This is a genomic window from Mucilaginibacter polytrichastri, from assembly GCF_001911425.1.
Classification (GTDB): Bacteria; Bacteroidota; Bacteroidia; order Sphingobacteriales; family Sphingobacteriaceae; genus Mucilaginibacter; species Mucilaginibacter polytrichastri.
In genome coordinates, this window is the sequence record NZ_MPPL01000001.1 from 1,275,090 (window position 1) to 1,299,817 (window position 24,728).

The following is a 24,728-nucleotide window of genomic DNA, read 5'->3' on the forward strand; positions in this document are numbered from 1 at the left end:
AGAGGAACTTGGTTTAGGATGGGATACTTTTAGACATAGAAATTATGACTATTCAATAGCACGTTTTTTTGGAGTTGACCCAATTACTGAAAATTATTATTATTTAACTCCTTACCAGTTCGCACATAACAATCCTGTTTGGAAAATTGAGTTAGAAGGGCTTGAGGGTGCACCATCAAATGGAGCAAAAGATGTAATAAATAGTAGTCCTTACCTTAACTACGATATCATTAATAGAACTATATATATCAACTCACAAAATGAAAAACATTTTAGAAAGGATACTCCGCTTCTGGAAATTAAATTGGGAGTAGACGCTTCAAAAGAATATAAACAAAAAACTGAATGCGGAAGTGTTCAAGGGCAAGCTACAGCAGCTGAGCTTTCTGTAACTTATTCGGTAATGAGTGATGGAGAGGAAGTGTCTTATGATTTTAGCGCAGCAAAAGTCTCTGGGAAAGCCAGTACTCCAGGCGAAAGCGTGAGCGCCGAAGCAGCAGTAATTAACACAAAAGGCTCCTATAACATGAGGACTGGTGATACAAGTTCACAAATTGAGATATTATCTTCTGATATAAAACAAAAATCTATCGGCTCTGGAGTGTTAGATGATGTTATAGCGAAGGTGAATTGGGGCATCGGGGAAGTTAAGTTCAATTTTACACAGGCGAAGAATGCGATATTAGATTTAGGAAATTTAGTGCAGTCGTATATTCAAGGGGTTTCACAATCTTATTTTGATAAAGATTGTGTGGACGACACGGCTATAAGCCCTGTACGATAACTGAAAAATTTTTAATATGAAAAAAGGGATTTTAATATATCTTGGAGTGATTTATAGTTTTACATTAATAGCTACCCTATTTGATATTCTATCATTAAAATTTGATATTATTTTTTTCTTCCTCCACAGCTTATTGGTACTTATCTGTGTTTATAACTTGTTTAAGAAAAAATTCATTGAACAGTCATTATATTTTTTGATATTATCTAATTTCCTGCAAAGTGTTCGGTTCCTCGTTGGCGGTGTTTATTACATCTTTATTCAAGGAGTCGACTATACTTTTCAAATTTACAAGATAAAGGATTGGATGATGGGTTTAAAGTTAGAAACATTTAGGTTAGATATAGGTCTTGGTATTGATCCGGATAAAACCAGTATGGTAATAAACATAAATCTTATTCAACTGTTTTTGTTTGTCAATTTAGTGGTGTGGTACCGCGAGATTATTAAAGAAAAAATGAAATAAAAGTGCCGTTTGGCATGATATACATATCCATAAACTAATATTATGAAATTTAAATCAAAGTTCTGATCATATCTTTTTTATTCCCAAAAAAGAGACTCTTTGCCCAGGTAAAGATTACAGACTTGCATTTAGGATCTTGATGTATTCTAATAGCAGTGCTTTGATGAAGTTTAATTAAGAACTTAACTCTTTTTAAGTCATTTCATATATGAAAAAAAAACTGATAATACGCTAATGGTTGCTTAAACGAAAAAGGAAATATTGAGTGAAAAAAGGAATTTTAATATATCTCGGACTGATTTATAGTTTTAGCTTAATAGCTACATTATTTGGTATTTTATCATTTAGATTTGACATTGTTTTTTTCTTCTTCCATTGCTTATTAGTACTTATCTGTGTCTATAACCTTTTTAAGAAAAAATTTATTAAACAGTCATTATGTTTTTTGATACTGTCTAATTTTCTGCAAAGTGTTCGGTTCCTCGTCGGCGGTGTTTATTACATCTTTATTCAGGGAGTCGACTATACTTTTCAAATTTACAAGATAAAGGATTGGAAGATGGGAATGGAGCTAGTAACGTATAATTCCGGTTTAGGTCTTGGTATTGATCCGGATAAAACTAGTATGGTAATAAACATAAATCTGATTCAACTTTTTTTGTTTGTCAATTTAGTGGTATGGTACCGCGAGATTATTAAAATAAAAGTAAAAAATTGAAATAAAAATGTCATTTGGCATGATATACATTGGCAAAGAAAATGCATCTGATACTTTAACTGTGAAACCTTTTGGTTGTCCATAATGGATAATACGTTACTAGTTGCATTCGCGCAAGAAGAATTTATGTAAATACAAATTTTTGTTGCACATAGGTTAATTACTACATTCAAGATTAAATCCATTGGTTGGTGGGATTTAAATATGAGGAGGCTGCTGTTAAGCGGCCCTCCTTTATTTCATCCTGTTTACAACATTGCTTATATCTCTCTTTAATTCTTTAAACATATCTGTAATGCTTTCCCGGCTTAGATCATCCGGCTGAAATTCTTTGGTAGCAATGCTACCGACAAATTCCCATATTTCAATGGCCTCATAATGCTGAATGTCATAGGTTTCATAAACAGTATTGTCCTATTGCAAGGTGTAGCTGTCATCTTTGTTTTTATGCACCCTTTTATAAACCATATCCCCGTTAAGGGTCAATATAATATAGGTCTTGCTAGTTTTTACTTCGTTTTTATCTTCTATAAAACGCCCTATCACAAAATCCCCGTCCCTGTGCGGGGCATTGAATTTCCTTCTATTGGAAATGCCCTGTATTTTCCTTTGTTTAAGAAAGGCAAGGAAATATATTCAAGGCTTTCAATAAATTCAGGGTCAGCATAACTGGTAAAGTAGCCTGCCTTGGCGGTGTGCGGGATGATCTCAATAAAATTCTCGCCCTGCTTGTCTATCATAATGGATAGTAATATCCGGTTGCCATCCAGTTTGATAACTTCCTCCAACGACTTATCAAATTTCTTTTAGTATAAAATTGGGAATATTACATATTAGAATAATGACCTTTAAAAGAATATAACATCAAACAAAAATGAAACAAAACAACAATCCGGTAGGCAACCGTCAGGATGATAAGCAGAAAAATTTGCTCATCAATAAATCTGACGGAACCAACAAAGCCCTTACTACTAACCAAGGCATTAAAATTAACGATGACAACAATTCGCTTAAAGCAGCTGAGCGCGGGCCATCGCTCCTGGAGGATTTTATCCTGAGGGAAAAAATTACCCATTTTGACCACGAGCGCATCCCGGAACGTATTGTGCATGCACGCGGCTCAGGGGCACACGGATACTTTGAAGTGACTAATCCTATACCGCAGTTTACAAAAGCAGGCTTCTTACAGGAAGCCGGCCAAAAAACACCGGTATTTGCCCGTTTTTCTACTGTTGCGGGGTCTCGGGGCTCTACCGACCTTGCCAGGGACGTAAGAGGCTTCTCAGTTAAATTTTATACGCAGGAAGGTATTTATGATTTTGTGGGTAACAATATACCGGTATTCTTTATACAGGATGCCACCAAGTTCCCAGACCTTGTGCATGCTGTAAAGCCTGAACCGCATAATGAGATACCGCAGGCAGCCTCAGCGCACGATACATTTTGGGATTTCATCTCGCTGATGCCCGAGTCTACGCACATGATCATGTGGCTGATGTCTGACCGCTCCCTGCCGAGAAGTTACCGTATGATGGAAGGCTTTGGCGTGCATACTTTCCGCTTTATTAATGAGCAAAACGAATCGCATTTTGTAAAGATCCACTGGAAACCAAAACTAGGAACACATGCCGTAGTATGGGATGAGGCACAGAAAATTTCGGGCAAAGACCCTGATTTTCATAGGCGTGACCTATGGGAAGCTATTGAGATGGGTAATTTCCCTGAATGGGAATTAGGGGTACAAATTATTCCTGAAGCCGATGAACACAAGTATGAGTTTGACCTGCTTGACCCTACAAAAATAGTTCCTGAAGAACTGGTGCCGGTAACCATTATTGGCAAGATGGTGCTGAACCGCAATCCCGATAACTTCTTTGCAGAAACAGAGCAGGTAGCGTTTCACCCCGGGCATGTAGTGCCGGGTATTGATTTTACTAATGACCCGCTGTTGCAAGGCAGGCTATTTTCTTATACCGATACGCAGCTGTCGCGCCTGGGCAGCCCTAACTTCCATGAAATCCCCATTAACAGGTCAGTCTCGCCCGTGCATAACAACCAGCGTGACGGGCACATGCGCCAGGAAATCAACGTGGGCAGGGTTAGCTACTCGCCAAACTCACTGGGCGGCGGATGCCCTTATCAAGCCAAAATAGCCGAAGGCGGCTTTGCAAGCTTTAACGAAAGAGTAGAGGCTCATAAAGTGCGTGGCAGGAGCGAGAGTTTTTCAGACCATTTCGGGCAGGCACAATTATTCTATAACAGCCAGACCGAAACCGAAAAAGGCCATATTATAAAAGCATTGCGCTTTGAACTTGGCAAGGTAGAAACCACAGCTATCAGGGTGCGTATGCTGGGTATACTTTCGCAGGTGGATAAAGACCTGGCCACTAAAGTTGCGGCGGGTTTGAGGCTTACTGTACCTGCCGTGCCGGAGCAGCCCATGAACCACGGCGTATCGCCCGAAAATCTTGGTGGAGACCAGGAGCCTAAAACGGTACCTTCATCAGTAGAAGTTTCACAGGCACTTAGCATGATAAACAACCCTACTGTAAAGCCCACAATCGAATCACGCAAGGTGGCCATTGTTTGCGCCGACGGCGTAGATGAGCAGGCTGTGCTGGATATTAAGGAGACGCTGATTAAACAGGGTGCTAAAGGCTGTGTTGTAGCGCCTTATAATGGTGTGGTAAAAGGTGATGCAGGCGGCGAACTTGCGGTTGATTTTACCTTTCTTACCACGTCATCAGTAGTATTTGACTCGATGTATATTCCCGGCGGGCTCGACATCAACGAGCTTTCTGAAGATAACGATGTGATAGATTTTTTAAACGATGCGTACAGGCATTGCAAAATAATTGGTGCACAGGCCGGGGGAATTGACTTGCTTTCATCAACCGGATTTGCATCTAAAATAAATAATGAAGACGAAGGCATTATTATAGACCGTGATGGCGATAACAGTACGTTTGCAGCCAATTTTATAACCGCTATGGCTAATCACCGTTTTTGGGCGCGCGAAGCAACAATATAAACAACACCTTAAAAATTATAAAAATGAAAAACTCAGAAAAGCCTGTTACTAACAAGGCACAAGCACAAGATAAAGCACCACAACTAATTGTTAGCCCGGCAGCAGATGCGGCTACAGAACTGCGGGACTTTTTTATAGATTCCCTTAAAGATATTTACTGGGCAGAAAATGCCCTTGTAACAGCCTTGCCAAAGATGGTTGCCAATGCTACATCGCCGCACCTGGCCTCAACCATTAAAGAGCACCTTGCGGTAACAAGAAACCAGGTAACAAGGTTGGAAACTATTTTTGACCTCTTGGGAGAAAAAGCCGAAGGAAAAAAATGCGAGGCTATGGGCGGGTTATTAAAAGAAGGCGACAGCATACTTGAAGAAACGGCTCCGGGCCCGGTGCGAGATGCGGGTATAATCGCGGCTTCACAAAAAATAGAGCATTATGAGATAGCTACCTATGGCACCCTTGTTGCCTTTGCAAAAACGCTGGGCGAAAATGATGCGGTAAAATTGCTTACCCAAACCCTTGCGGAAGAAAAAGAAGCGGATATGCTTTTAAGCGATGCTGCCTATAGTGCTGTCAATTTTGATGCTGCTGAAAATACACTACAACCGGATATTGCAGAATAGTGTTTTTTGTAAATTAGCTGTTATTATATATTTACCGTTGCAATGGCCTACCGTTGCAACGGTTTTTTAAAATTATTATAATTTGATAATATGGAACTTTCTACCCAGTTGATATGGCTTTTTACATTAAGCCTGCCCATAGCCTGTGTTGCCTGGACGGTAACCCATGAAGAAGTTTTCAGGGAGCCGAGGGAATATTGTGTGCGCTGCTCTAAATCTTCCCAAACGCTTATCCGCAGAAAATTCTTTTACCTGTTTACCTGCGAATATTGTTTTAGCCATTATGTTACCGTAGTGTTCCTTTTGATTACAAATTTCCAACTGCTTCTTGAAGGCTGGAAAGGCTATTTAATTGCAGGTTTTGCCCTGGTATTTGTAGCCAATTTCTACATGAGCCTGTTTGCACTCCTCCGTCAGGCTATTAAAAAGGAGAAAACGGAGATTGAAGTGCTACAGCAGGAAGTACCAAAGTATAAGCAATAAATTCTGTTGCCTTAATTACCAATGTATTGTTATATGGCTGTCCCCCGATATTTTATATTCTATATAAGTATTATTTGCTCCACTTTCAGGTTTTATCGTTTCTTTTTTTGAATTAGAAATTCCCCCGGTAACCTGTATCTTTGTAGGTAATTTATCTTTTAACGGCAGTATCGCCATCCTGAAATTTAGCCTGCTGTCGCCCCTTGCATAAAACGAAAGTGAATCCTTGCTAACCTTATAAGCTGTGGCGGGATATTCTGTAAATACCATAAACCCGGCTTTCTCAACTTTATAAAACTGCCTGGGTACAATACCAAAGGCAATGCCCGCACCATACACTTCCTGGCCTACCTGACCACTTGGCACCCAGCCATCCTGCAGGTCTTCAAGGGCAACCCATAAATTAGGGTCTATCTCGCCCATTTTTATTTCGCTTTTTGTGGCTAAAACTTCTTTTGGCAGCCTTGGCGGATAGTAATAGGACACCCTGTTTATCACATGCTTTACAAGTTCGGCCAGCAGCAGCCGTACCGAAGGTAAAATTTCGTCCATGCCATCTGCCTCCTTTAAAAACATATGGATACCCGCAAATACTTCCTGCTCTTCATAAGCTGCCGTATAGGGTGCATCCTTTAGCGGATATATGGCAAAGTAAGTAGGATAGTGCTTTGCATTGCCATAATTACAGTCCCACAGTTGCACGTTTTTTAGTATGCCAGCTATGCAAAGGTAACTCAGGTTAAGGAACAATTCATCTTTAGTTTCTTTGTACAGCCTAAGCAGCGCCCCTGCCGAGAACGCGGTATTATTAGCCTGGTAAAAAATATCAAAGTCCAGGCCGTCCAGCTTTCGCGCAGCGGTAACAGCCTCATCAAAATATTTTTTGTTGCCCGTAAGCTGCCATACCTGTATCATAAGGTGGGCATAAGCGCCGGGTACATCCTTTTCACCGCCCTGGCCTTCTGCTGTTTCGGCTTTAATAACCTCCAGAGTACTCATATTATAAAAAACAGGCCAGCTATAGTCAAAATGGTGTGCTACATTAATTACATATTCAATAGAATCCAGCAGCATTTTTTTGGCAATATCATCTCCGTCTATCGCCAGGCGCGAGAGGTTAAGCAGCGGATGGTGTAGGTACCAGGAGTCCATAATATCCAGCTTTTTTTGTTCTTCGCTCCGGTCAAGGTCATCTGTTTTAGCCGGCAGCCACCGGGCTATTGTACCTAATCGCTTATCAAAAAAGTTTTCCAGTCCGTTGTGCAACGTTTCAATAACAGGGCAATGGTTTTCCCCACTCCAACGGTCATAATCCATAAGGGGCAGGAGTACCGCAAGTTGCACCATACTCTCAGGAGGCGTTTTGTAATCGCTTACATACGCATTAAGGTAGGAGCGCCCATCGGCAAACTGCCAGCAGCCTTTATGGGTTTCCAGGTCATTTAAGCCTTTGCTAAGCATATCCGGCCAGTCATGGTATTGCGTATCGGGATGTGGCAGGAGCAGGTAAATATCCGCCAGGTAGTTAATGAACTGCTGCGACATCTGGTAATTATCGTTGGGTACTATATCGCTTAACAGCACATAAGCGTCAGATACAATATATTCTTCCCCTGCCTTCAACGGTTTTTCTTTAATGGTTACCGGCAGTTTCATTCCCAGTTCCGGCCATGAGCCGCCCACAAGGTCACCCGCCGAAGTTTCAGTATGCTCGCAGTATTTCTGTAAAGACCCCAGATCCTGAAAATAGAATACTGAACCTGTTTGTGGCTGTTCGAGGCTAAAGAATAACAACCCTGACCGGGTACCCACCTGGGCTGCGTGTATCGTGCCTTTAGTATTTTGAGTTTTACCATTATTATATAAAGGCATAATATCCCGCGGCCAGTAAGGCACCAGCATATCAAACAGGGGGGTAAGTACAGTTTTAAACCCGAATACCGGCTTATCTGCATCAGGCTTTGTAATGGTTAGCTTTATTGCTACCATGGTGCCTTTAAGGGCAATTTCTATAGCTTCTGCTTCTTCTATGCTTTCAACCTCAAGGTGGTCGTTAGCGGCGTAGGCTGCCCTAAATGCTATCTGGCCACCCTGCGGCCATTCGGCCAGTATCCATAGGCAAAATTCTGCGGCTATTATCTTTAGCATATAGCCCTGTAAAGATATTTCTTTAAGCACAGTACCCTTCCTCAGGTGGTACAGTGAGGTAGCTGTAAATGCGGATATAGGATTCATATGATTGTTTTAAAACCAAATTTCGCGCTTTTAAAATATTTCGGTGTTATAGGATTTATAAATTTCCTAGCATAATTTTTTCACTTAAGGATTTGTATTAAATATCTTACTGATGTTAGATAGAAAATTATGCTATTTCTGAATTATGCAAGTGTAGAGGAAAACTTCAGCTATTTTTAGTTTAGGCCATCACATCTATTCGGGGGCATTCCACAGTCGCACCCCATGATATTGAACCATGAATTATAGTAATTGAGAAATTGGCAAAAATTTAACCCGCCTTAATGGTGTAACTAAATCTAAATAGTGCAAAAGGCATTAATACGGAAGTTTGCAAAGAAATTCAAATAATATTTACTGGGAAAATCTTATCGCGATTGCATCTACTTTGCTTATCCATGAATGGGAAACCGCATCAGAAATTTTCGGGGCGCCCGATGATATGAAACTCCGGTCATCAATGACGTTATTTACACAGGTACAGATACTGATCCCATATTCAGGGAAGTCCTGCTAAAATATTTCGGGGGCCTCTATGCCCCTTTAACACTTGCATTACTCCATAATTAACTAAATACTTGCCTCATAAAACTGTATGAGCTTTTTATTACTTGGCGATATTGAGATCATTTATCACGGTATTGCTTTGGTGTCATCCCCACATACTTTTGGAAAAGACGGACAAAGTAGTTCGGCGTTTCAAATTTTAGTTGATCGCTAATCTCCGCAACTGATAAGCTGGTGTAGTTGAGTAAATTTTTTGCTTCCTGCATAACCCTGTTAAGTATAAACGATTTGGACGTAGACCCCAAATACTCTTTGGTCATCCTGTTTAAATAATTGGTTGTTATGAAAAGTTTGTCAGCAAAGAACTGAACATTATGCGATTGTAAATAATGTGCATCCACCAGTTTTACGAACGCCTGGATATGTCTGTTGGCCTCTTCTTCTTTGATTGATGTGCCGGTAGTTTTAATTGGTACGGCCTCTGCCCGTTCAAGCAATGCTAAGATTAGGTAGACCAATGCCCGGAGGACATGCTCACTGCTGCTAACACCCAGTTGGATTTCAGTATTTATTTGCTCCAGATAGGCGACAACATTTTTAAACAGCTTTTTATTAAGCCGTAGCAACGGAGAAGTACGCCCAGGCTTAAGATATTTAAATTTGTTTAAAAACTGTTTATCATTAAAGAATGAAAACAGAAATTCCTCTTCAAATAGCAATACATAGCCTTGCATCGCCGTCTGTTTGGGCCAGCTCCATATCTCACCCGGAATAGAACAGATCACATCCCCCGGCCTTACATGCAGTTCCGTTTGATTGATAAATACATTTTCATTTCCACTCGTTATAAAAGTCATATCATAAAAAGTAAGCCTGTGGATGGGCTCATTTTCTATATATTTATTTATTTCAGAAATCGGAACAATATCGATCAGTAAAGTTTTGCCATATTTTTCATTGATAAAATGGTATTGGACTATTGATTTCATAACGTTTAGAAAAATAATTTATGGCGATTATCATTTTTGGTTCATGATATACGTTGAGCGGTGTAACAATATTAATCAATCGGTGCGCAATATCCTAATCGGCCGCGACTGGCACCAATAGTGACATTTTTAGCACGATTTGTCTATCACATACTATTTTGGCTGCCTATATCTTTGCCAGAGTTTTTGACTTACTCGCCGTTGGAAATTACTCAGATCAGTAGTATTAACAAAAAAAATAGTAGCATTATGAAGTATTTTATCGAACTTTTTACACCAACACAAGCCTGGCTTGACCTAAGTAAACAAGAGAGAGCAGCTTACCTGAATCATGTTAATGACTTTTCCAAGGGACTGATGGACCAGGGTGTAGTAATAGTAAGCATGAGCGAAAATGACCAAGACACCCTCCATCGTGCGGAGTATGATTTCTTTGTCATCTGGACAATTCCAACCGATGAACTTGCAAATGCGGTTCAAGAGCTTATGGCAGGTTCGGACTGGTTTACGTACTTTGATCAGTTAAATTTGAAAGGCGATTCTACAGATATCTTTGAGAAACTTATAAATCTTTAACTTCAGGTTGTTGTTGGCCGATTTACGTTGATTCCAGTGGATGGAACAACCTCTACGCATCTAAAAGCAACGCATTTATTACTAAAAGATCTTTTGGATACAACAGCACGGGATTTGGACACTTTTAATCAGCCTGTTCGACATAGCTTTGCTATAAATCAAATTATTGAATCTATGAGCAACATTAAAGAAGTAAAATTAGGAAGCCAGGGATTAGTAGTTCCCGAAATCGGTCTGGGCTGTATGGGTATGACGACAGGGTTCGGCGGTGATATATATGGAAAAGCAGATGAGAAAGAAGCGATCTCTACTATTCATCGTTCATTGGAGTTGGGCGGTAATTTTCTGGACACGGCAGATATATATGGCCCTTTTCTCAACGAACAGCTAATTGCAAAAGCCATTCAGGGAAACAGGGAGAAATACATTATAGCCACAAAATTCGGGTTTGAAATTGACGATAACAGACAAGCTACAGGTGCGATAAATGGCAGTAAAAGTTACGTAAAAAAAGCCGTAGAGCGTTCATTAAAAATTCTTGGAACGGATTATATTGACTTGTATTACCAACATCGGTTGGACACCAATACACCAGTTGAAGAGACTGCCGAAGCGATGGGCGAATTGGTAAAAGAAGGAAAAGTAAAATATATAGGCCTTTCGGAAGTAAATTCTGAAACCGTAAGGAAAGCCCACGCAATATATCCTATTACAGCAGTACAGTCCGAATACTCCTTGTTTGAAAGGCAAATTGAAGAACTGGGTATTTTGGATACACTTAAAGAATTAGGCATCAGTCTGATTGCCTATTCACCGGTAGGAAGGGGATTTTTAAATGGCTCAATACAAAAGCCTGAAGATTTTAACGAAATTGATTTCCGAAAATTTATACCCAAATATCAGGGTGAGCAATTTTACAAGAATGTTGAGTTGGTAAATGAAATTAAAAAAGTAGCTGTCGAAAAAAATATCACTTCCGCACAATTGGCTATTGCCTGGGTTATTGCCAAAGGACACACGCCTATTCCGGGGACAAAACGCGTGAAATATGTCGAAGAGAATATAGCCGCAGCAGGCATTTCGCTAACGCAGGAAGACCTGAACCGGTTAGAACGTATTATTCCTTTGGGAACGGATACGGGTAACAGGTATGATGCAGAGAGCATGAAAGGAGTAAATCTATAATATTTTATCGCCAGCCGTTTAGTAGGCTGGCGATTTCTTTACTTTATGTTATGAAAAAAAGAGATCAATATGTATTTGATTCTGTTTCGGACTATCATGCTGTGATGCATCTGGAAAAGCCTGCCCATCCGTTGATAAGTGTCGTGAGGCTTGAAGATATCAGCTTAAATTCAAGCAAAGATTTGGAAAAGATTGTATTTAATTTTCACACCATTTTTTTGAAAAGAAATTTTGATGGAAGGGTCAAATATGGGCAAAAATATTATGACTTTGATAGTGGTACGATGGCTTTTTATGCACCTAAGCAATTGATAAGCTTAGAGGGTGTCCAACCCAGCAAAGTAGAAGGCCGGATGCTCATTATCCATCCCGATTTCCTTCATGGTTACCCACTTGCAAAAAAGATAAAAGAATACGGTTTTTTTGATTATGCCACCTATGAAGCCCTGCATCTTTCTCAGACTGAAGACAAAATTGTTTCGGGTTTAATGCAAAATTTGCAACAGGAGATTGTAGCCCGGATTGATAGCTATACCCAGGATGTTTTAATTGGGCATATAGACCTTTTACTTAGCTACTGTAATCGTTTTTATACCCGTCAGTTTATTACCCGAAAAAAAGTATCCAGTGATCTGCTGCTAAAATTTGAATCTATTTTAAAAGAATATTTAAGTGAAGACAAAGCTGGAACATCAGGACTGCCAACAGTTCAATATTTTGCTGACCAGCTTTTTGTATCTGCCAGTTATTTGAATGACATGCTCAAAAATCTTACTGGGCAGACAACACAGCAGCACCTGCATAATTATCTTATCGAGCAGGCCAAAGAACTGCTTACTTCAACCAACTTATCGGTAAATGAAATTGCCTACCGATTAGGTTTTGAATATCCGCAGTCTTTCAGCAAACTATTCAAAAAGAAAACACTGTTAACGCCTCTAAAATTTAGACACTCGTTAAATTGAGTGATCCACTATCGCCGGGTTATTGATTTAGGAAGCTAAAGTTCAATTCTGGGTTTCAAATAGGCGCACATCCTGCCATAATAGTGTAATCCAATTTTTTCGGATGTTATAGTATCAATGATTTCATGTAAAAGCAATATGATGCGGTGACAAATGAGAGCATTGGCAAGTTACCTTTCAAACAGGGTGAATACCTGGATAGATATCTAAGGGATAGCCGCCAATTAAGTTTTCGGCATTATTTTGAATTTTGAATTGAATAGGCATATTTGATAAACCCGGTTTTCCGAAAGCTATTATAAGTAGGTTTAGGCTGAAAGCCTCCCCATATGATATACGAGGCTTTTCTATTATAATCGTAGTTCCCATGGGGATAAATTACTCCTGCGATTTAGGCTCGTTTTTCCATTTGAAAGTTTTTGGCATATCATCCCCCAACAAATAACCCCACGGCTCCAGTGGTTTGATCCTGTCAAATATTACTTTCAATATTGCCATTACGGGTATGGCTAAGAACATACCTGATATTCCTGCCACAGCCCCACCAAGTATAATTCCGGCAATAGAGGCCAGGGAATTGATTTCTACTTTCGAGCTTACTACCAATGGCACGAGTACATTGTTATCTATTATCTGTACCACTATGTTAACGATGAGTATCCCTATAATGATATTCAGGTCACTTTGCCCTGTAAGGGAAGCTATTATGGTCAACACCCCGGCAATCACAATGCCGATGTATGGAATTAGATTTAAGAGTCCTGTAATTACCCCAAGCAGTATTGCATATTTTACACCTATTATCATCAATCCTACAGAGGTAAGGGCAGAAACGATCACCAGTTCAAAGAGCAGTCCCAGTATATAACTTTGTACCGACACCTTAATGGTTTTCAAGATATCCTCCAGTTTAGGATGGTCTTTCTCTTCAAATAATTTGGTAAGGAATTTTATAAAATGGGTCCTGTATATCAGGATAAGGAACATGTATATAGGGATCAGTATAAGGTTCATGAGCGAATCCGTTAGTGACATCAAGGTAGTACCCATCAATTGCTTTCCGCTGTCCATAGAGCCGCTCGTCGCTTTTTTTACCATTTTCTCCTGCTCGCCTTTACTGATACTAAAAGTTTCTTTCACATACCCCTGAAGGTTATCGTAGTGCTTCGTAACGTTACTTTTAATAATATCCCAATCGTTAGCCATATCTGCGAGCTGTACTGAGATAAAATAGAAGATCGTTACAAAAATCAGCATAAATAAAACAACCGTAATAAGGGCAGACAAAATCCTTGGAATCCGTAATTTATGGGTTAGGAACGCAGCTACCGGCCTTAAAAGTATAGCAAATAGTAGCGCTAATAATAAAGGGGATAAGATACCCTGGCCCACGTAACAAATGCCTATCAGGGCAATTACTGTAAATAAAATTAGGGCAAATTTTGCATAAAAAGGAAATCGTTGAGTTTGATCCATGATAATTAAAGTGATTAGGGCTTAAATTGATAATATGCGGTAATGCTTTTTTTGCTGATACCTCAATACTTCGGGACAATATTTAATTTTCGCTTAGATATATAATAGTTTTCAGAATAGCCGCAACATAATAGCAAAGTTATGAGCGTTTTACATTGCCAAATCCAAACAGGAGTTAAAAATTTACTAAACCTTTACTTACATTCAATGTGAAGTTTACCAATTAAGATCCGCTGCAAAGTTCCTTGATCTGAAGTTGTATGAATTATAGTTAGTTATACAATAATATTATCCTTAGGCATCCCCTGCGACCGCGCTTTCCGCTGCAATCTTTTCTTTCAGAAAAGGATATCCGCTGCAATCCCTGATGCGATATTGTCTTCACACTCAAATTTTACTCACTACACTTTTATAATTCGGCTCCATGCCGGATTTTTTGTTTTTGCCCACTTAAGGTTTAGCAAGGATTTTTTGTGCTTATAGTTTTTCAAGGCGAAACGGCTAAAAAGGCAGCTAAGTTATGGCAGTGCCAGCCTCCTTGAAACCAAAAGACTACGGCATAAACGGTTTCCTCCCCTAAAGGGTCCCCTCCAATTATTCCGTTTCCTTTTGGTTTCCGGCTGCCCCCGCCCGATTAGCTGGCTTTCTTTTTTTCCGTTTTTTCTTTTGAAAAACATGTGTTTTGAGGGAGGCAGACGGCTGAAAAAGGAAAGTGAAATAATTAGTAAACACTTAAAATTTTTAGTCATGGAAATCACAGGACGTGTAACAGCAGATGCCGTAGTAAACAGGGTTGAGTCTACAGGCAGCGAGGTGGTCAATTTTTCTATCGCCATCAACGACCGCTACAAACAAAAAGATAGCGATGAAGTAAAGGAAATAACAACCTACATCAATTGTGCCTATTGGCTCAATACCAAAACAGCCGAGTGGGTTAAAAAAGGTGCCATTGTGCAGGTAGCAGGGCGCATTAGTATGAACGTGTACAATAACTCCGATGGCAATGCCGTAGGCAGCCTGACCTTTCACGTGGACAACCTTAAAATACTGGCTTTCGCCAAAAAACAGGACGAAGTACCCGCAGCAGCAAAAGCAGGGGCTGCACAGGCAAAGCAGCAAGGGGCGCAGGATAATGACGACCTGCCATTCTAATCTTTCAATCATTCATTTTTTTAATTCTTAAATCAAATATCATGGGACATAATCTGAATTTCAACGAGCATACAGGACGCTATTCCTTCTTTAGCGTACAGGAAAAAGCATGGCACGGCTTAGGGCAAACCGTAACCGAATACCCGACAAGTGCGGAAGCCATCAAACACGCAGGGCTTGACTATAACGTAGCCAAACTACCAAACACCCACATACTGCCAAGCGGTAACAGCGTGAGTTCCGATAACAGTTTCTATACCTACCGTACTGATACCGAAGCCATACTGGGCGATAAAATCGGCAAGGATTACCACATTGTACAAAACAGCGATGCCTTTGCCTTTTTTGATGCCATAGTAGGCGGCAGTGAAGGAATCCTGTACGAAACCGCAGGGGCTTTAGGCAAAGGAGAGCGCATATTCATTACCGCCAAGCTGCCCGGCTACATCCGTGTGGGCAAGGGTGACGATGTAACCGAAAAATACATTTTCCTGACCACCTCCCACGATGGCTCAGGCAGCATTACCGGAGCCTTTACACCCATCAGGATTGTCTGCCAGAATACCCTTAACGCTTCATTGCGCAATATGAGCAATGTGGTACGCATCAAGCACACCGCAGGGGCGAAACAGCGTTTGGAGGATGCTCATAAGGTCATGGGGCTGGCGAACATCATGAGCGAGCAACTGGAGGGAATTTTTAACGAATGGGCTACCGTTCGGGTTACCGACAATGAGGTTAAAAAGCTGATACAGCTTGCCCTTTGCCCGAACAAAGAAACCTACGACCTATTAAAAAAGGGTGCGGAATATGAACTCTCTACCGTATTTAAAAACACCGTGGAAGATGCCTTTGGCTATGCCATGATGAGCGACACGCAGCAGATGGATACCACACGGGGTACATTGTTCGGGGCGTACAATGCCGTGACGGGCTACTACCAAAATGTGCGCAATTACAAGGACAGCGAAGCCAAGCTGCAATCCATCATCATGGGCGGTACGGCGCAAGGCAAGGCGCAAAAAGCCTTTGAGCTGTGCAGCAACTTTGCCAAAGACGGTAACGAAATCTTTCTTTTTAACTGATACAGGATGACAGGTACAGGTGTACTGCCTGTACCATAATACATTATACGCCATGAAATTCATATCGGACAATCCATTTGACAAATACGAAGTAATCAACTATAACGGGAAAAACATCTTTTTGGATAAGAACGATGTAAGCAAAGAAACCCTCAAAAATGCGAAATCATTTTGCAGGAAGTACAGGTATTCGCTAAACACTGACAAAGCGGTTGCCGTGTATTATTTAAGGGGACACCACGAGCAGGCAGCCTACGGGCAGGTGCTTAAAGGTATGCTATGTAGCGACCCACTTCCCAAAGAACTGCGTGAGATAATCCATTGCCTTTCATTCTGGAATCAGGAGGGCACTAAAAACTACGCTATGAACAAGGCAGGAAACGAAAGCTATCCCGACTTCATCTTAAAGTGTATCGCAGCAGATTGCAGGGCATTTGTTACGCCATTTGCCGAGCAGTTTATAACGGGCAAGGGTGGTAACCACATTTGGGTGGACAATCGGGATACGAACGAACGGATACTGCTTATCCACTTCTAAAACAATTCAACAACATGGACAGGCGCAATACCCGTCCCAACACTATACGCCATGAAAACATTAAAGCAATTAACGAATGTAGAAAAAGCAGGGATACTGCACAGTTGGTTCCCTGACGAGGTATCCGCCTTTTTGGAAACCATGAAAGGTATCTGTAACATGATTACCGAGAACGAAGAAGAATACCGCCAAAAGTCGCAGGACGGGCTTTTCGGGTTTGACTTTTGGAAGCAGCTTGCGGGGCAGGCAAAAAAAGCCATAACCCAATACGGCAGCAAGATGCCGAAGAACAGGCGGCTCTTTACCGACCAGTTATTTGATGGCTATCAGGCACTGTTCAGCGTGCATTGCCTGACCGAACACGCCAAGACACGACAACTCGAAAACCGTAAATTTTTCCTTGCGGTAGAACTGCTTTTTTAATCTAAACCCCAATAAAATGGAAACCATAACAGCATTTATAACCACGCACCCTAAAGCCCTTATCCTTTTAGGGATAGCTGTAGCAATACGCCTGTGGGTAAACAGGCGCAGGTTTTACCGCCGTGGGTGGGGCGGCTTGCAACACTTTTCAAGCTATGGAAAAGCTGTTTTTGCCATCGCCTTTGAAAAGGTGCTGATGGTACTGGCGACACTACTGATAGTAGCTGCCATCCTTTTATTTCTTACAGGACACTAACAAATTAATATTATGGAAACGAACTTTTTTAAATCCATTGCAGCCCTACAGGTTAGTGGCGCATGGTCAATCAATATTACTAATGAAAATGCTGATACATGGATTGTATCGGTACTGTTCTACAACGACAAAGTGGCTGACGATGCCCGTAAGAAAGTGCCGCCACTCCTCTTAAGGGGTACAACGGCAGAACTTGACGGGGGCTTTTTTGATGCCATTGCGCAGCCCGTACAGGAAACCGCAGCACTCTTTACTAACATGGAAGCCTACCTCAAAAGTCGGGAACAGGCAAAGCTTGCCTCGAAAATGGAAAAAGACAAAACCGAAAAGGCGGGTAAGGAGAAAACCGATAAACAGAAAAAATATGACGATGCCCTCAAAAAGGTGGATGAACTTGAAGCAGAAGGCAAGTTCAAGGAGGCATGGATGAAAGTGCCTAATGCGCAAGAGTACCCTGATGCAGCGGAATTCCTGCAAAAACGCAAAGCCTCGCTTTCCGCACAATTCGCCCCCGACCTGTTTAACGAACCTAAATCCGAATAGCCATGTTAGTAGCAAAACAACTAGAAAGGGTATTTACCTTTAAGGATAAAGGGCAGGACATACAACTTGCCGACCCGTCACCAAGTTTCAGCCCAGAGGCGGTGCTGAACTTTTACGCACAGACCTACCCGATACTGACCACAGCGACCATTGAAGGCCCCGCCATTAATGACGATGCCGTGCAATTTAAGTTCATTGCCCAAATCGGCACAAAAGGATAACCACATGAAAATAGTAGTCAATACAGGCAGTATCATCCTGCCTAAAAATACAAAGCAATGGAAACTACACCAAAACATAGGCAAATGGGCTTGCGACCTAAACCGCTTGCAGGACGCACAGGAAGTGCAAAACAACAGGGCGCAGTCTGCGCCTCTCGGACAGCTGCCGATGGTTTTTTAAAGGCGCAGTTCCTGCCAATATTGGAACAGGGTAACCGTCCACCCAAAAAAGAACAGGCAGAAGACAGCTTTTTTGCATCCCTTGCCACCCTTACAGTTGCATATGATATTGAGGCAATAGATGTAACCGAAAAGCCGTATCCGTACAACATCCTGTTAGCGCACAGTTGCGCTAACAGGCAACTGAAAAAATCGGGGCAGGAAGTGAAGCTTTCTATCATGCAGGATAAAAAAGGTGCAGTACAACTGGCAACCCACCATAAATACAACGTAGGCATGACGCTGTATTACATTCCTGTGCTACCTCTGTACAGGCTCTTGCAGGACAGGGCGCAAAAGCAAACTGCTGAACTGTTACTATCGGTGTTTAGCTACCTCTATCACTCTGCGGGAATTTCCTACTACAAGGAAGAGGACAGCACACTGGGCTACCATTGCGAGTGCCTCCGTGAGATGTATATCGAGGATGGGGATGGCTATGGCGAAGCCGAACATAACACTTATGTTTCAGCATTAAATGAAGCCTCCCATTATGGGGAGGTGATGCAGCGCAAAATATATAACCTGTACCACCTGAACCATTTTCAGCAGCGTATTGATATATACAAGCCCAAGACCGCATTAGAGCGTGCCTGCCTAAAGTTAGCCAAAACAGCAAACGCATTATTGGAGCAATACCCTAACCAAACCATACACCGCAATATGGCAAGTGAGGAAAATGACGATGAGTACGAATATGGCGTTATCAGGGCAGCACAATATATCTCCTTTATAGCCGAAACCAAAGGGGCATTGTATGAAAACATTGCGCAGGGCATAAACGATGAATTCGGCGAATACAATGGAATGGAAGAGCCGGCACGAACGCAGGTATTTAACATGAAAGACGAACCTGATGCGGGAGGGCTGGATTTTGAATACAAATTATTCCCGCTGCTTATTAAACTATGTACCCTACTAAACGATCTGCCATGAAAAATATAACCGAAACCTTTGGCGCTTTATATCACCCTGTTAAAGCCTTTGTGGTATTCCAAAAGGACAGCCCTGAAAATGACACCTATGTTGAGTGCTATGATATGGATGAAAACGGATTCCCGATAAACGCACACCCGCTAAGTATCAGGGAAAGCACCCAACTGGCAAACGCCCTTGATACATCCGACGAACTCAAGCGCAACTTTTTAAAGCCGTCAGGCTTAATGCCTAAAAATGTATTGTACATCAACCCTGACCATAACGGCTATGCGATTTGGCACACGCCCAAACAAAAAGTGGATTTATTTTTTGTGGAGGGTTTGGGAATACCAAATGGTAAAGCTGCTATCCCGCCATTGCTTTGGAAAGCGTCAAGGGGTACACTACAGGTGTATGCTTTAGAAGGGGACAGCAACATAACTACTGATACCCCGCTGTATCATGCCCCATTCTTTAACCTCTATGAAAACGGCAGGGTGTGTATGGGTACGGTAAAGATAAAAATCCCTGCGGACTGCCTTTTGGAGGAATTCATACACCTATGGCAACAGTATTTCTTCAACAGCTTTTTTAGCCACACGCTCGGCGGAAGAATCAGGGTGAACGGCAACGTCATTCAATTATGGCAAAGCCTTGTCGGCACTAAAAAACAGTTCCCCATCAATTTCCTACAAGAAAACGGTCTAACCCTTAAAAAAATCCTGTCATGAAAACGCTAACACCGATGCACTTGGCAGATAGTTACCTGCTTAACCCCACCAACCCGATAGTGGTTAACCTTATCGGAGCAGGTGGCACGGGCAGCCAGATGCTTACCGCACTGGCACGGATGAACCACAGCCTTATTGCATTAGGTCATGCAGGGCTGTACCTGAACCTGTATGACGATGATACCGTAACCACCGCCAACCAGGGGCGGCAACTCTTTGCTGATTGTGAGGTGGGCTTACACAAGTCCGTTGCGCTCATTAACCGCATCAACCGCTTTTTTGGGACAGACTGGAAAGCGGTAACGAAACCATTTGGCACAGCCAACCTGAATACCCTGCCTGATAAGGGAAAGGCAAATATCTATATCAGCTGCGTAGATACGGTAGCCGCACGGTATGATATAGCAGCAGCATTGGATAGCTTGGAGGACTACGGTAGTGAAGACCGCAGCAAACCATTATACTGGATGGATATGGGCAATTCAAAAAACACGGGGCAGATGATATTATCAACTATAGGTTTTATAAAGCAACCGAATTCAAAACTATACAGGACAGTACCAAACCTGCCAACGGTTACCGAAGAATTGGGGGAGCAACTGGAAAACGTGAACGACAACAATGAGCCAAGCTGCTCCCTTGCCGAAGCCCTTGAAAAACAGGATTTGTTTATCAATTCCACCCTTGCCAATATGGCGGCATCCCTCTTATGGAAGCTGTTCCGTGAAGGAATGACCGATACAAGGGGCTTTTTCCTGAACCTTGCTAATTTTAAATCACAACCCATAAAAGTGGGCTAAACCCCCGCCGCCCCGCAATTGGCTTCCTTCGTCAGGGAAATTGCGGGGCGCTCTATTATCGAAGTTTGCTGCCACATTTATACGCCGCCGATTTTCGGTGAAAATCGGCGGCTTTTTTAAAGTAAGTATTTACAAAAACACAACAACTACATAAGTATGTTGAGATGCTTTTAGGACTAACTAATGGATCACTGCAGAGTCCTTAAAGTTTAGGATGCCTTTACAAAAGTACTTCATTAATTGCTTTGTAATTACATCACAAGCTAATACATTTGCATTACACGCAACCTCTTCGAAATGACCTTGGCTGCCCCTCTGCTAAGTGCTTTAATTGCCAACGCACTTCCACCATACTGATTTTACTCTGCAAATTAATGCATGAGGTAACATGATAGCGGGCAGGGTTTTGAAATATACTTAGATTATTAATAGTACCTACAATTTAAAATATACACAAATGAATAAATCAGGGCCTATAATTATTATTGAAGATGACCTGGATGACCAGGAATTCCTATCCGAAGTATTCAGTGAGCTTAAATATAAAAATGAGATAATATTCTTCGGTGACGGGGAGGCTGCCCTTCATTACTTAACGGAAACAAAAATTGAACCCTTCATTATTTTTTCAGATATAAATATGCCAAAACTGAACGGAATGGAATTACGGGCGAAGATCCATGAAAATGAAGAGTTGCGCATCAAGTCCATACCTTATCTATTCTTCTCCACAGTAGCGGAACAGGCTAGTGTAATTGATGCCTATTCAAAGTCGTTACAGGGGTTTTTCGTAAAACCTTCCAGCTACTCCGATCTACGGGACATAATAAAGACGATTGTTGAATATTGGCAAAAGTGCGTATCTCCCGATTATATCAAGTAAATATCCACAGGTTGTCGTGTTAGCAGAACAAGGATAGTAAGTAATCAGGTAACAAAAATTATAATGAATGCTTTTTTGCAAGCTTCATCGGATAATAATACTGATGCAATAAAACATATCTTAAAAATTATTGCACTTGCGGTTCGTACAGAAATTGAAGGTTTTCATATAAAACACTTTTCTGACAATCAAATGAAGGAATTAAATCCATTGATAAGACAAGGTGTATACAATGCGTTGTTTGCTTATGCTAATGTCACAGAGATTGTAATACAAAGGAATTTATTCATTACCTTGATACAGCAATACCAGATTATTAGGAGAACCCCGATACCAATCCTGCTACTTGCAATCTGTTTTTGAGCAATTAAATGAAGAACCAATCTTTCAATCAAATTTCTTAAGAATCAGTATAAATTACAGAATATAAATTATGACGCTCTAAAAGGCTGGATTCAGGTTAAAGGTACCTATGAGTTTGCCGGAGTCAAGTATGATGACCGAAAGAAGTACCTCACGAAATAAGGGCTAATTAATGAAAGAAGGGACAATTAGCTCTGCGGGAACCCGAAGAATGAGATGTGTTAATTGCCTAGAAAATCCTAAGGGTTGATTTCGTAGATGTTTTTTTCAGAAATGGAACGTTTCCGATGAATTCATACCGCGCACCCGTAGGTTCAGAACTGCCATTCAAAAATAGCTTAAAAGTTTATTTATCGACAAAACCACACCTTTCATCGATAGCTTATGCCTATTAAACCTTTTTAAAATAGCGAAGACTTTAATATATTGGATATTTGTACAAATACCTTACATTATGCATAAGCCACTAAATATTCTCCTAGTCGAAGATGATGCGATTGAAGTAATAAAATTTAATCGTGTACTCCGTAAAATGCCATCACGTCATTTAATCATAGAGGCTAATAACGGCCAGCACGCTTTGGACATACTTGGAGACAGAGATGTCGTACCCGATATAATCGTTCTTGACTTAAACATGCCTAAACTCAATGGCATCGAATTTTTAAAGAAGATTAAAATGGATGAATACCGAAAAAACATCCCTATCATAATCTTTACTACGTCTTCACACTATGTTGAAATAAATGAATGTTACCGTATAGGAGTTGCAGGATATGTTTTAAAACCACTTAAGCACATTGATTATATATCCAATACACAATCAATGATCGAATATTGGAGTTGTAATGAGTTTGTCAATTAAGGGATGCTCATATTAACCTATTTTAAGTTCTTGGTAAAACGGCACCTGACAGAAATGGCAATTACTATTATTAAGTAACATATGACATATTAAAAATCATCCTTGCAAAGTACTGTTTATAATACGATTCATGGTAAAAGTACGCGATTACAACTTAAGCGTTTTATGGCAGTTATATTTTAGCTGTATAATTTATATGAATATTAACACTCCTTTACGATTTTATAAATAAAGTCTTCGATAATTTTGTTACTACCTCTAAATATCATCCATGCACTTGCAACAAATACTCACTGAAAATATTTTAAAAAATGTGGTGGAAAGTGCCGCACTACCTATTGGCGTATATGCAGGACATGATTTGAAAATAGTTCTTGCAAATAAATACATGCGAGATACCTGGGGTAAAGGAGATGATGTAATTGGAAAATTTTACACGGAAATACTGCCTGAACTGGAAAATCAGGAAATTTTTGGACATTTGAGAGAGGTACTGGCGACAGGCATACCATTCCATGCTAAAAATACCAAGGTTGACATTATAAAGGATGGTAAATTAATGCCCCATTACTTCAATTACAATTTTACACCTGTTTACGATGATAATGGAAATCTTTTTGCGGTAATGAATACGGCATCTGAAGTTACTGAACTGCATGATTCACGCCAACAAACCGTAGAGGCCGAAGAGCACCTGCGCATTGCAGTACAATCGGCAGACCTTGGTACTTTTGAAACCCGTGGTGAAGCGATAATTGCATCTCAACGTTTTCGGCAGATTTGGGAAGTGGATGAAGATCAATGTACCCAGTCAGGCCTGATAAATCGGATCCATACTGATGATCTTCCTGTAAGGGATTTGGCCTATGAAAAAGCGGAATACACAGGCCAGCTCAATTATGAAGTACGCATCCTGGTGCAGGATGGCGCTACAAAATGGATTCGGCTAAATGGCACAATTCTTAAAAGTGAAGATGGAAAAGCTACAAGCGTCATTGGAATTGTACAAGATGTTACCGAGCAAAAATTGTTTGCTGAAAAACTTCGTAAACTCGTAAAAAAACGCACCCGGGCTTTAAAACGCTCCAATGAGGACCTGCTACAATTCGCACATGTAGTTAGCCATGACCTTAAAGAGCCTGTGCGGAAAATAAAGATATTCAACAATCTCTTGCAAAGCGAACTACAGCCTGTTCTGGAAGAGAAAAGTAAGCAATACCTTGAAAAAGTGCAGCATGCGTCCGACCGAATATTTATGATGATTGACGGAATTCTCAATTATTCGGCACTGAATGCTTCTGGTAATCCTGTTGAAAAAGTAGATTTAAACCAGGTAATAGAAAATATCACTAATGACCTTGAAGTTGTTATCCAGCAAAAAAATGCACACATAACAGTTGAAATAATCCCTGATATTGAAGGATCGCCAATTTTGATGCATCAGCTCTTTTATAACCTTATAAACAACGCACTTAAGTTTTCCAAAGAGGATATTCCGCCAAGAATCGATATATCTTGTGTAAAGCAGGATGGGGTAATAGAGCTGATTGTAAAAGATAACGGCATTGGTATCGACGATAAATATTCACAGCGTGTGTTTAATGCTTTTGAACGACTGCATTCTAAGGACAGGTATGAAGGTACGGGGCTGGGGTTATCGCTTTGTAAAAAAATTACCGAACGGCACCACGGG

General features: G+C 40.9%; 28 protein-coding genes. 23 read left to right on the plus strand and 5 right to left on the minus strand.

Annotated elements, in window-relative coordinates; all coding sequences use genetic code 11:
• Nucleotides 1-784, plus strand: a 784-nt coding sequence (locus tag RG47T_RS26300; RefSeq protein WP_216351009.1) for an RHS repeat-associated core domain-containing protein, incomplete at its 5' end; no start/stop codon positions are given.
• A 16-nt stretch (nt 785-800) separates the two neighbouring features.
• Nucleotides 801-1,250 (plus strand): hypothetical protein, encoded by a 450-nt coding sequence (locus tag RG47T_RS26630; protein WP_074488516.1) that lies wholly within the window; start codon nt 801-803, stop codon nt 1,248-1,250.
• A 1,260-nt stretch (nt 1,251-2,510) separates the two neighbouring features.
• Here the strand turns inward: RG47T_RS26630 and RG47T_RS05660 are convergent.
• Nucleotides 2,511-2,756, minus strand: a complete 246-nt coding sequence (locus tag RG47T_RS05660) for a hypothetical protein (protein ID WP_074488518.1) — start codon at nt 2,754-2,756, stop codon at nt 2,511-2,513.
• Between the two features lie 86 nt (nt 2,757-2,842).
• Between RG47T_RS05660 and RG47T_RS05665 the strand changes: the two genes are divergently transcribed.
• From RG47T_RS05665 to RG47T_RS05675, 3 genes are all read left to right on the plus strand, one after another.
• Nucleotides 2,843-4,999 (plus strand): catalase, encoded by a 2,157-nt coding sequence (locus RG47T_RS05665; RefSeq protein ID WP_074488519.1) that lies wholly within the window; start codon nt 2,843-2,845, stop codon nt 4,997-4,999.
• Nucleotides 5,000-5,022: 23 nt separating this feature from the next.
• Entirely contained in the window at nt 5,023-5,622 is a 600-nt protein-coding gene (locus RG47T_RS05670; RefSeq protein ID WP_074488520.1) for a YciE/YciF ferroxidase family protein, read from the plus strand.
• 90 nt (nt 5,623-5,712) lie between these two features.
• The gene (locus RG47T_RS05675; protein WP_074488521.1) at nt 5,713-6,105 is read left to right on the plus strand and encodes a hypothetical protein; all 393 of its coding nucleotides are present in this window, start codon (nt 5,713-5,715) and stop codon (nt 6,103-6,105) included.
• A 15-nt stretch (nt 6,106-6,120) separates the two neighbouring features.
• Here RG47T_RS05675 and RG47T_RS05680 read toward each other — a convergent pair whose 3' ends face one another.
• On the minus strand, nt 6,121-8,340 hold the full coding sequence (locus RG47T_RS05680) for a hypothetical protein (RefSeq protein ID WP_074488522.1): 2,220 nt from the start codon (nt 8,338-8,340) through the stop codon (nt 6,121-6,123).
• Nucleotides 8,341-8,671: 331 nt separating this feature from the next.
• Between RG47T_RS05680 and RG47T_RS27035 the strand changes: the two genes are divergently transcribed.
• The gene (locus RG47T_RS27035) at nt 8,672-8,857 is read left to right on the plus strand and encodes a DUF1810 family protein (protein WP_139235652.1); all 186 of its coding nucleotides are present in this window, start codon (nt 8,672-8,674) and stop codon (nt 8,855-8,857) included.
• A gap of 109 nt (nt 8,858-8,966) precedes the next feature.
• Here RG47T_RS27035 and RG47T_RS05685 read toward each other — a convergent pair whose 3' ends face one another.
• A complete protein-coding gene (locus RG47T_RS05685; RefSeq protein ID WP_074488523.1) occupies nt 8,967-9,836 on the minus strand; it encodes a helix-turn-helix domain-containing protein in 870 nt (289 codons plus the stop codon).
• A gap of 249 nt (nt 9,837-10,085) precedes the next feature.
• Between RG47T_RS05685 and RG47T_RS05690 the strand changes: the two genes are divergently transcribed.
• The 3 genes from RG47T_RS05690 to RG47T_RS05700 are packed head-to-tail and all read left to right on the plus strand — an operon-like array spanning nt 10,086 to nt 12,562.
• Nucleotides 10,086-10,412 (plus strand): DUF6616 family protein, encoded by a 327-nt coding sequence (locus tag RG47T_RS05690; protein WP_139235651.1) that lies wholly within the window; start codon nt 10,086-10,088, stop codon nt 10,410-10,412.
• Nucleotides 10,413-10,448: 36 nt separating this feature from the next.
• On the plus strand, nt 10,449-11,597 hold the full coding sequence (locus RG47T_RS05695; RefSeq protein ID WP_245770789.1) for an aldo/keto reductase: 1,149 nt from the start codon (nt 10,449-10,451) through the stop codon (nt 11,595-11,597).
• A gap of 50 nt (nt 11,598-11,647) precedes the next feature.
• Entirely contained in the window at nt 11,648-12,562 is a 915-nt protein-coding gene (locus RG47T_RS05700) for a helix-turn-helix domain-containing protein (protein ID WP_074488526.1), read from the plus strand.
• A gap of 177 nt (nt 12,563-12,739) precedes the next feature.
• Here RG47T_RS05700 and RG47T_RS05705 read toward each other — a convergent pair whose 3' ends face one another.
• Together RG47T_RS05705 and RG47T_RS05710 are read right to left on the minus strand one after the other, a co-directional pair.
• Complete coding sequence (locus RG47T_RS05705; RefSeq protein WP_074488527.1) at nt 12,740-12,931, minus strand: hypothetical protein; 192 nt, start codon at nt 12,929-12,931, stop codon at nt 12,740-12,742.
• Nucleotides 12,932-12,940: 9 nt separating this feature from the next.
• Nucleotides 12,941-14,038 (minus strand): AI-2E family transporter, encoded by a 1,098-nt coding sequence (locus tag RG47T_RS05710; RefSeq protein ID WP_074488528.1) that lies wholly within the window; start codon nt 14,036-14,038, stop codon nt 12,941-12,943.
• Nucleotides 14,039-14,785: 747 nt separating this feature from the next.
• On the opposite strand from RG47T_RS05710, the gene RG47T_RS05715 reads away from it, so the two are divergent.
• From RG47T_RS05715 to RG47T_RS05780, 14 genes are all read left to right on the plus strand, one after another.
• Nucleotides 14,786-15,190 (plus strand): single-stranded DNA-binding protein, encoded by a 405-nt coding sequence (locus RG47T_RS05715; RefSeq protein ID WP_074493171.1) that lies wholly within the window; start codon nt 14,786-14,788, stop codon nt 15,188-15,190.
• Between the two features lie 41 nt (nt 15,191-15,231).
• A complete protein-coding gene (locus RG47T_RS05720) occupies nt 15,232-16,275 on the plus strand; it encodes a DUF932 domain-containing protein (RefSeq protein ID WP_074488529.1) in 1,044 nt (347 codons plus the stop codon).
• 52 nt (nt 16,276-16,327) lie between these two features.
• The gene (locus RG47T_RS05725) at nt 16,328-16,813 is read left to right on the plus strand and encodes a hypothetical protein (protein ID WP_074488530.1); all 486 of its coding nucleotides are present in this window, start codon (nt 16,328-16,330) and stop codon (nt 16,811-16,813) included.
• A gap of 51 nt (nt 16,814-16,864) precedes the next feature.
• Complete coding sequence (locus RG47T_RS05730; RefSeq protein WP_074488531.1) at nt 16,865-17,236, plus strand: hypothetical protein; 372 nt, start codon at nt 16,865-16,867, stop codon at nt 17,234-17,236.
• A 16-nt stretch (nt 17,237-17,252) separates the two neighbouring features.
• The gene (locus RG47T_RS05735; protein WP_074488532.1) at nt 17,253-17,492 is read left to right on the plus strand and encodes a hypothetical protein; all 240 of its coding nucleotides are present in this window, start codon (nt 17,253-17,255) and stop codon (nt 17,490-17,492) included.
• A 12-nt stretch (nt 17,493-17,504) separates the two neighbouring features.
• Nucleotides 17,505-18,035 (plus strand): prtrc system protein e, encoded by a 531-nt coding sequence (locus tag RG47T_RS05740; protein ID WP_074488533.1) that lies wholly within the window; start codon nt 17,505-17,507, stop codon nt 18,033-18,035.
• A gap of 2 nt (nt 18,036-18,037) precedes the next feature.
• Entirely contained in the window at nt 18,038-18,256 is a 219-nt protein-coding gene (locus RG47T_RS05745) for a PRTRC system protein C (protein ID WP_074488534.1), read from the plus strand.
• 57 nt (nt 18,257-18,313) lie between these two features.
• Entirely contained in the window at nt 18,314-19,411 is a 1,098-nt protein-coding gene (locus RG47T_RS05750; RefSeq protein ID WP_139235650.1) for a hypothetical protein, read from the plus strand.
• Entirely contained in the window at nt 19,408-20,124 is a 717-nt protein-coding gene (locus RG47T_RS05755; RefSeq protein WP_074488536.1) for a PRTRC system protein B, read from the plus strand. Before RG47T_RS05750 ends, RG47T_RS05755 begins: the two co-directional genes overlap by 4 nt.
• Nucleotides 20,121-20,924: a PRTRC system ThiF family protein gene (locus RG47T_RS05760; RefSeq protein WP_074488537.1), complete on the plus strand. Its 804-nt coding sequence runs from the start codon at nt 20,121-20,123 to the stop codon at nt 20,922-20,924. The genes RG47T_RS05755 and RG47T_RS05760 overlap by 4 nt, the downstream gene beginning before the upstream one ends.
• Nucleotides 20,925-21,381: 457 nt before the next feature.
• Nucleotides 21,382-21,807, plus strand: coding sequence for a response regulator (locus tag RG47T_RS05765; RefSeq protein ID WP_074488538.1), 426 nt, complete (start codon nt 21,382-21,384; stop codon nt 21,805-21,807).
• 63 nt (nt 21,808-21,870) lie between these two features.
• On the plus strand, nt 21,871-22,170 hold the full coding sequence (locus tag RG47T_RS05770) for a hypothetical protein (protein ID WP_074488539.1): 300 nt from the start codon (nt 21,871-21,873) through the stop codon (nt 22,168-22,170).
• A gap of 454 nt (nt 22,171-22,624) precedes the next feature.
• Nucleotides 22,625-23,035 (plus strand): response regulator, encoded by a 411-nt coding sequence (locus tag RG47T_RS05775; protein WP_074488540.1) that lies wholly within the window; start codon nt 22,625-22,627, stop codon nt 23,033-23,035.
• A 271-nt stretch (nt 23,036-23,306) separates the two neighbouring features.
• Nucleotides 23,307-24,728 (plus strand): PAS domain-containing sensor histidine kinase (locus RG47T_RS05780; RefSeq protein ID WP_216351010.1); only part of this gene is annotated, 1,422 nt, incomplete at its 3' end.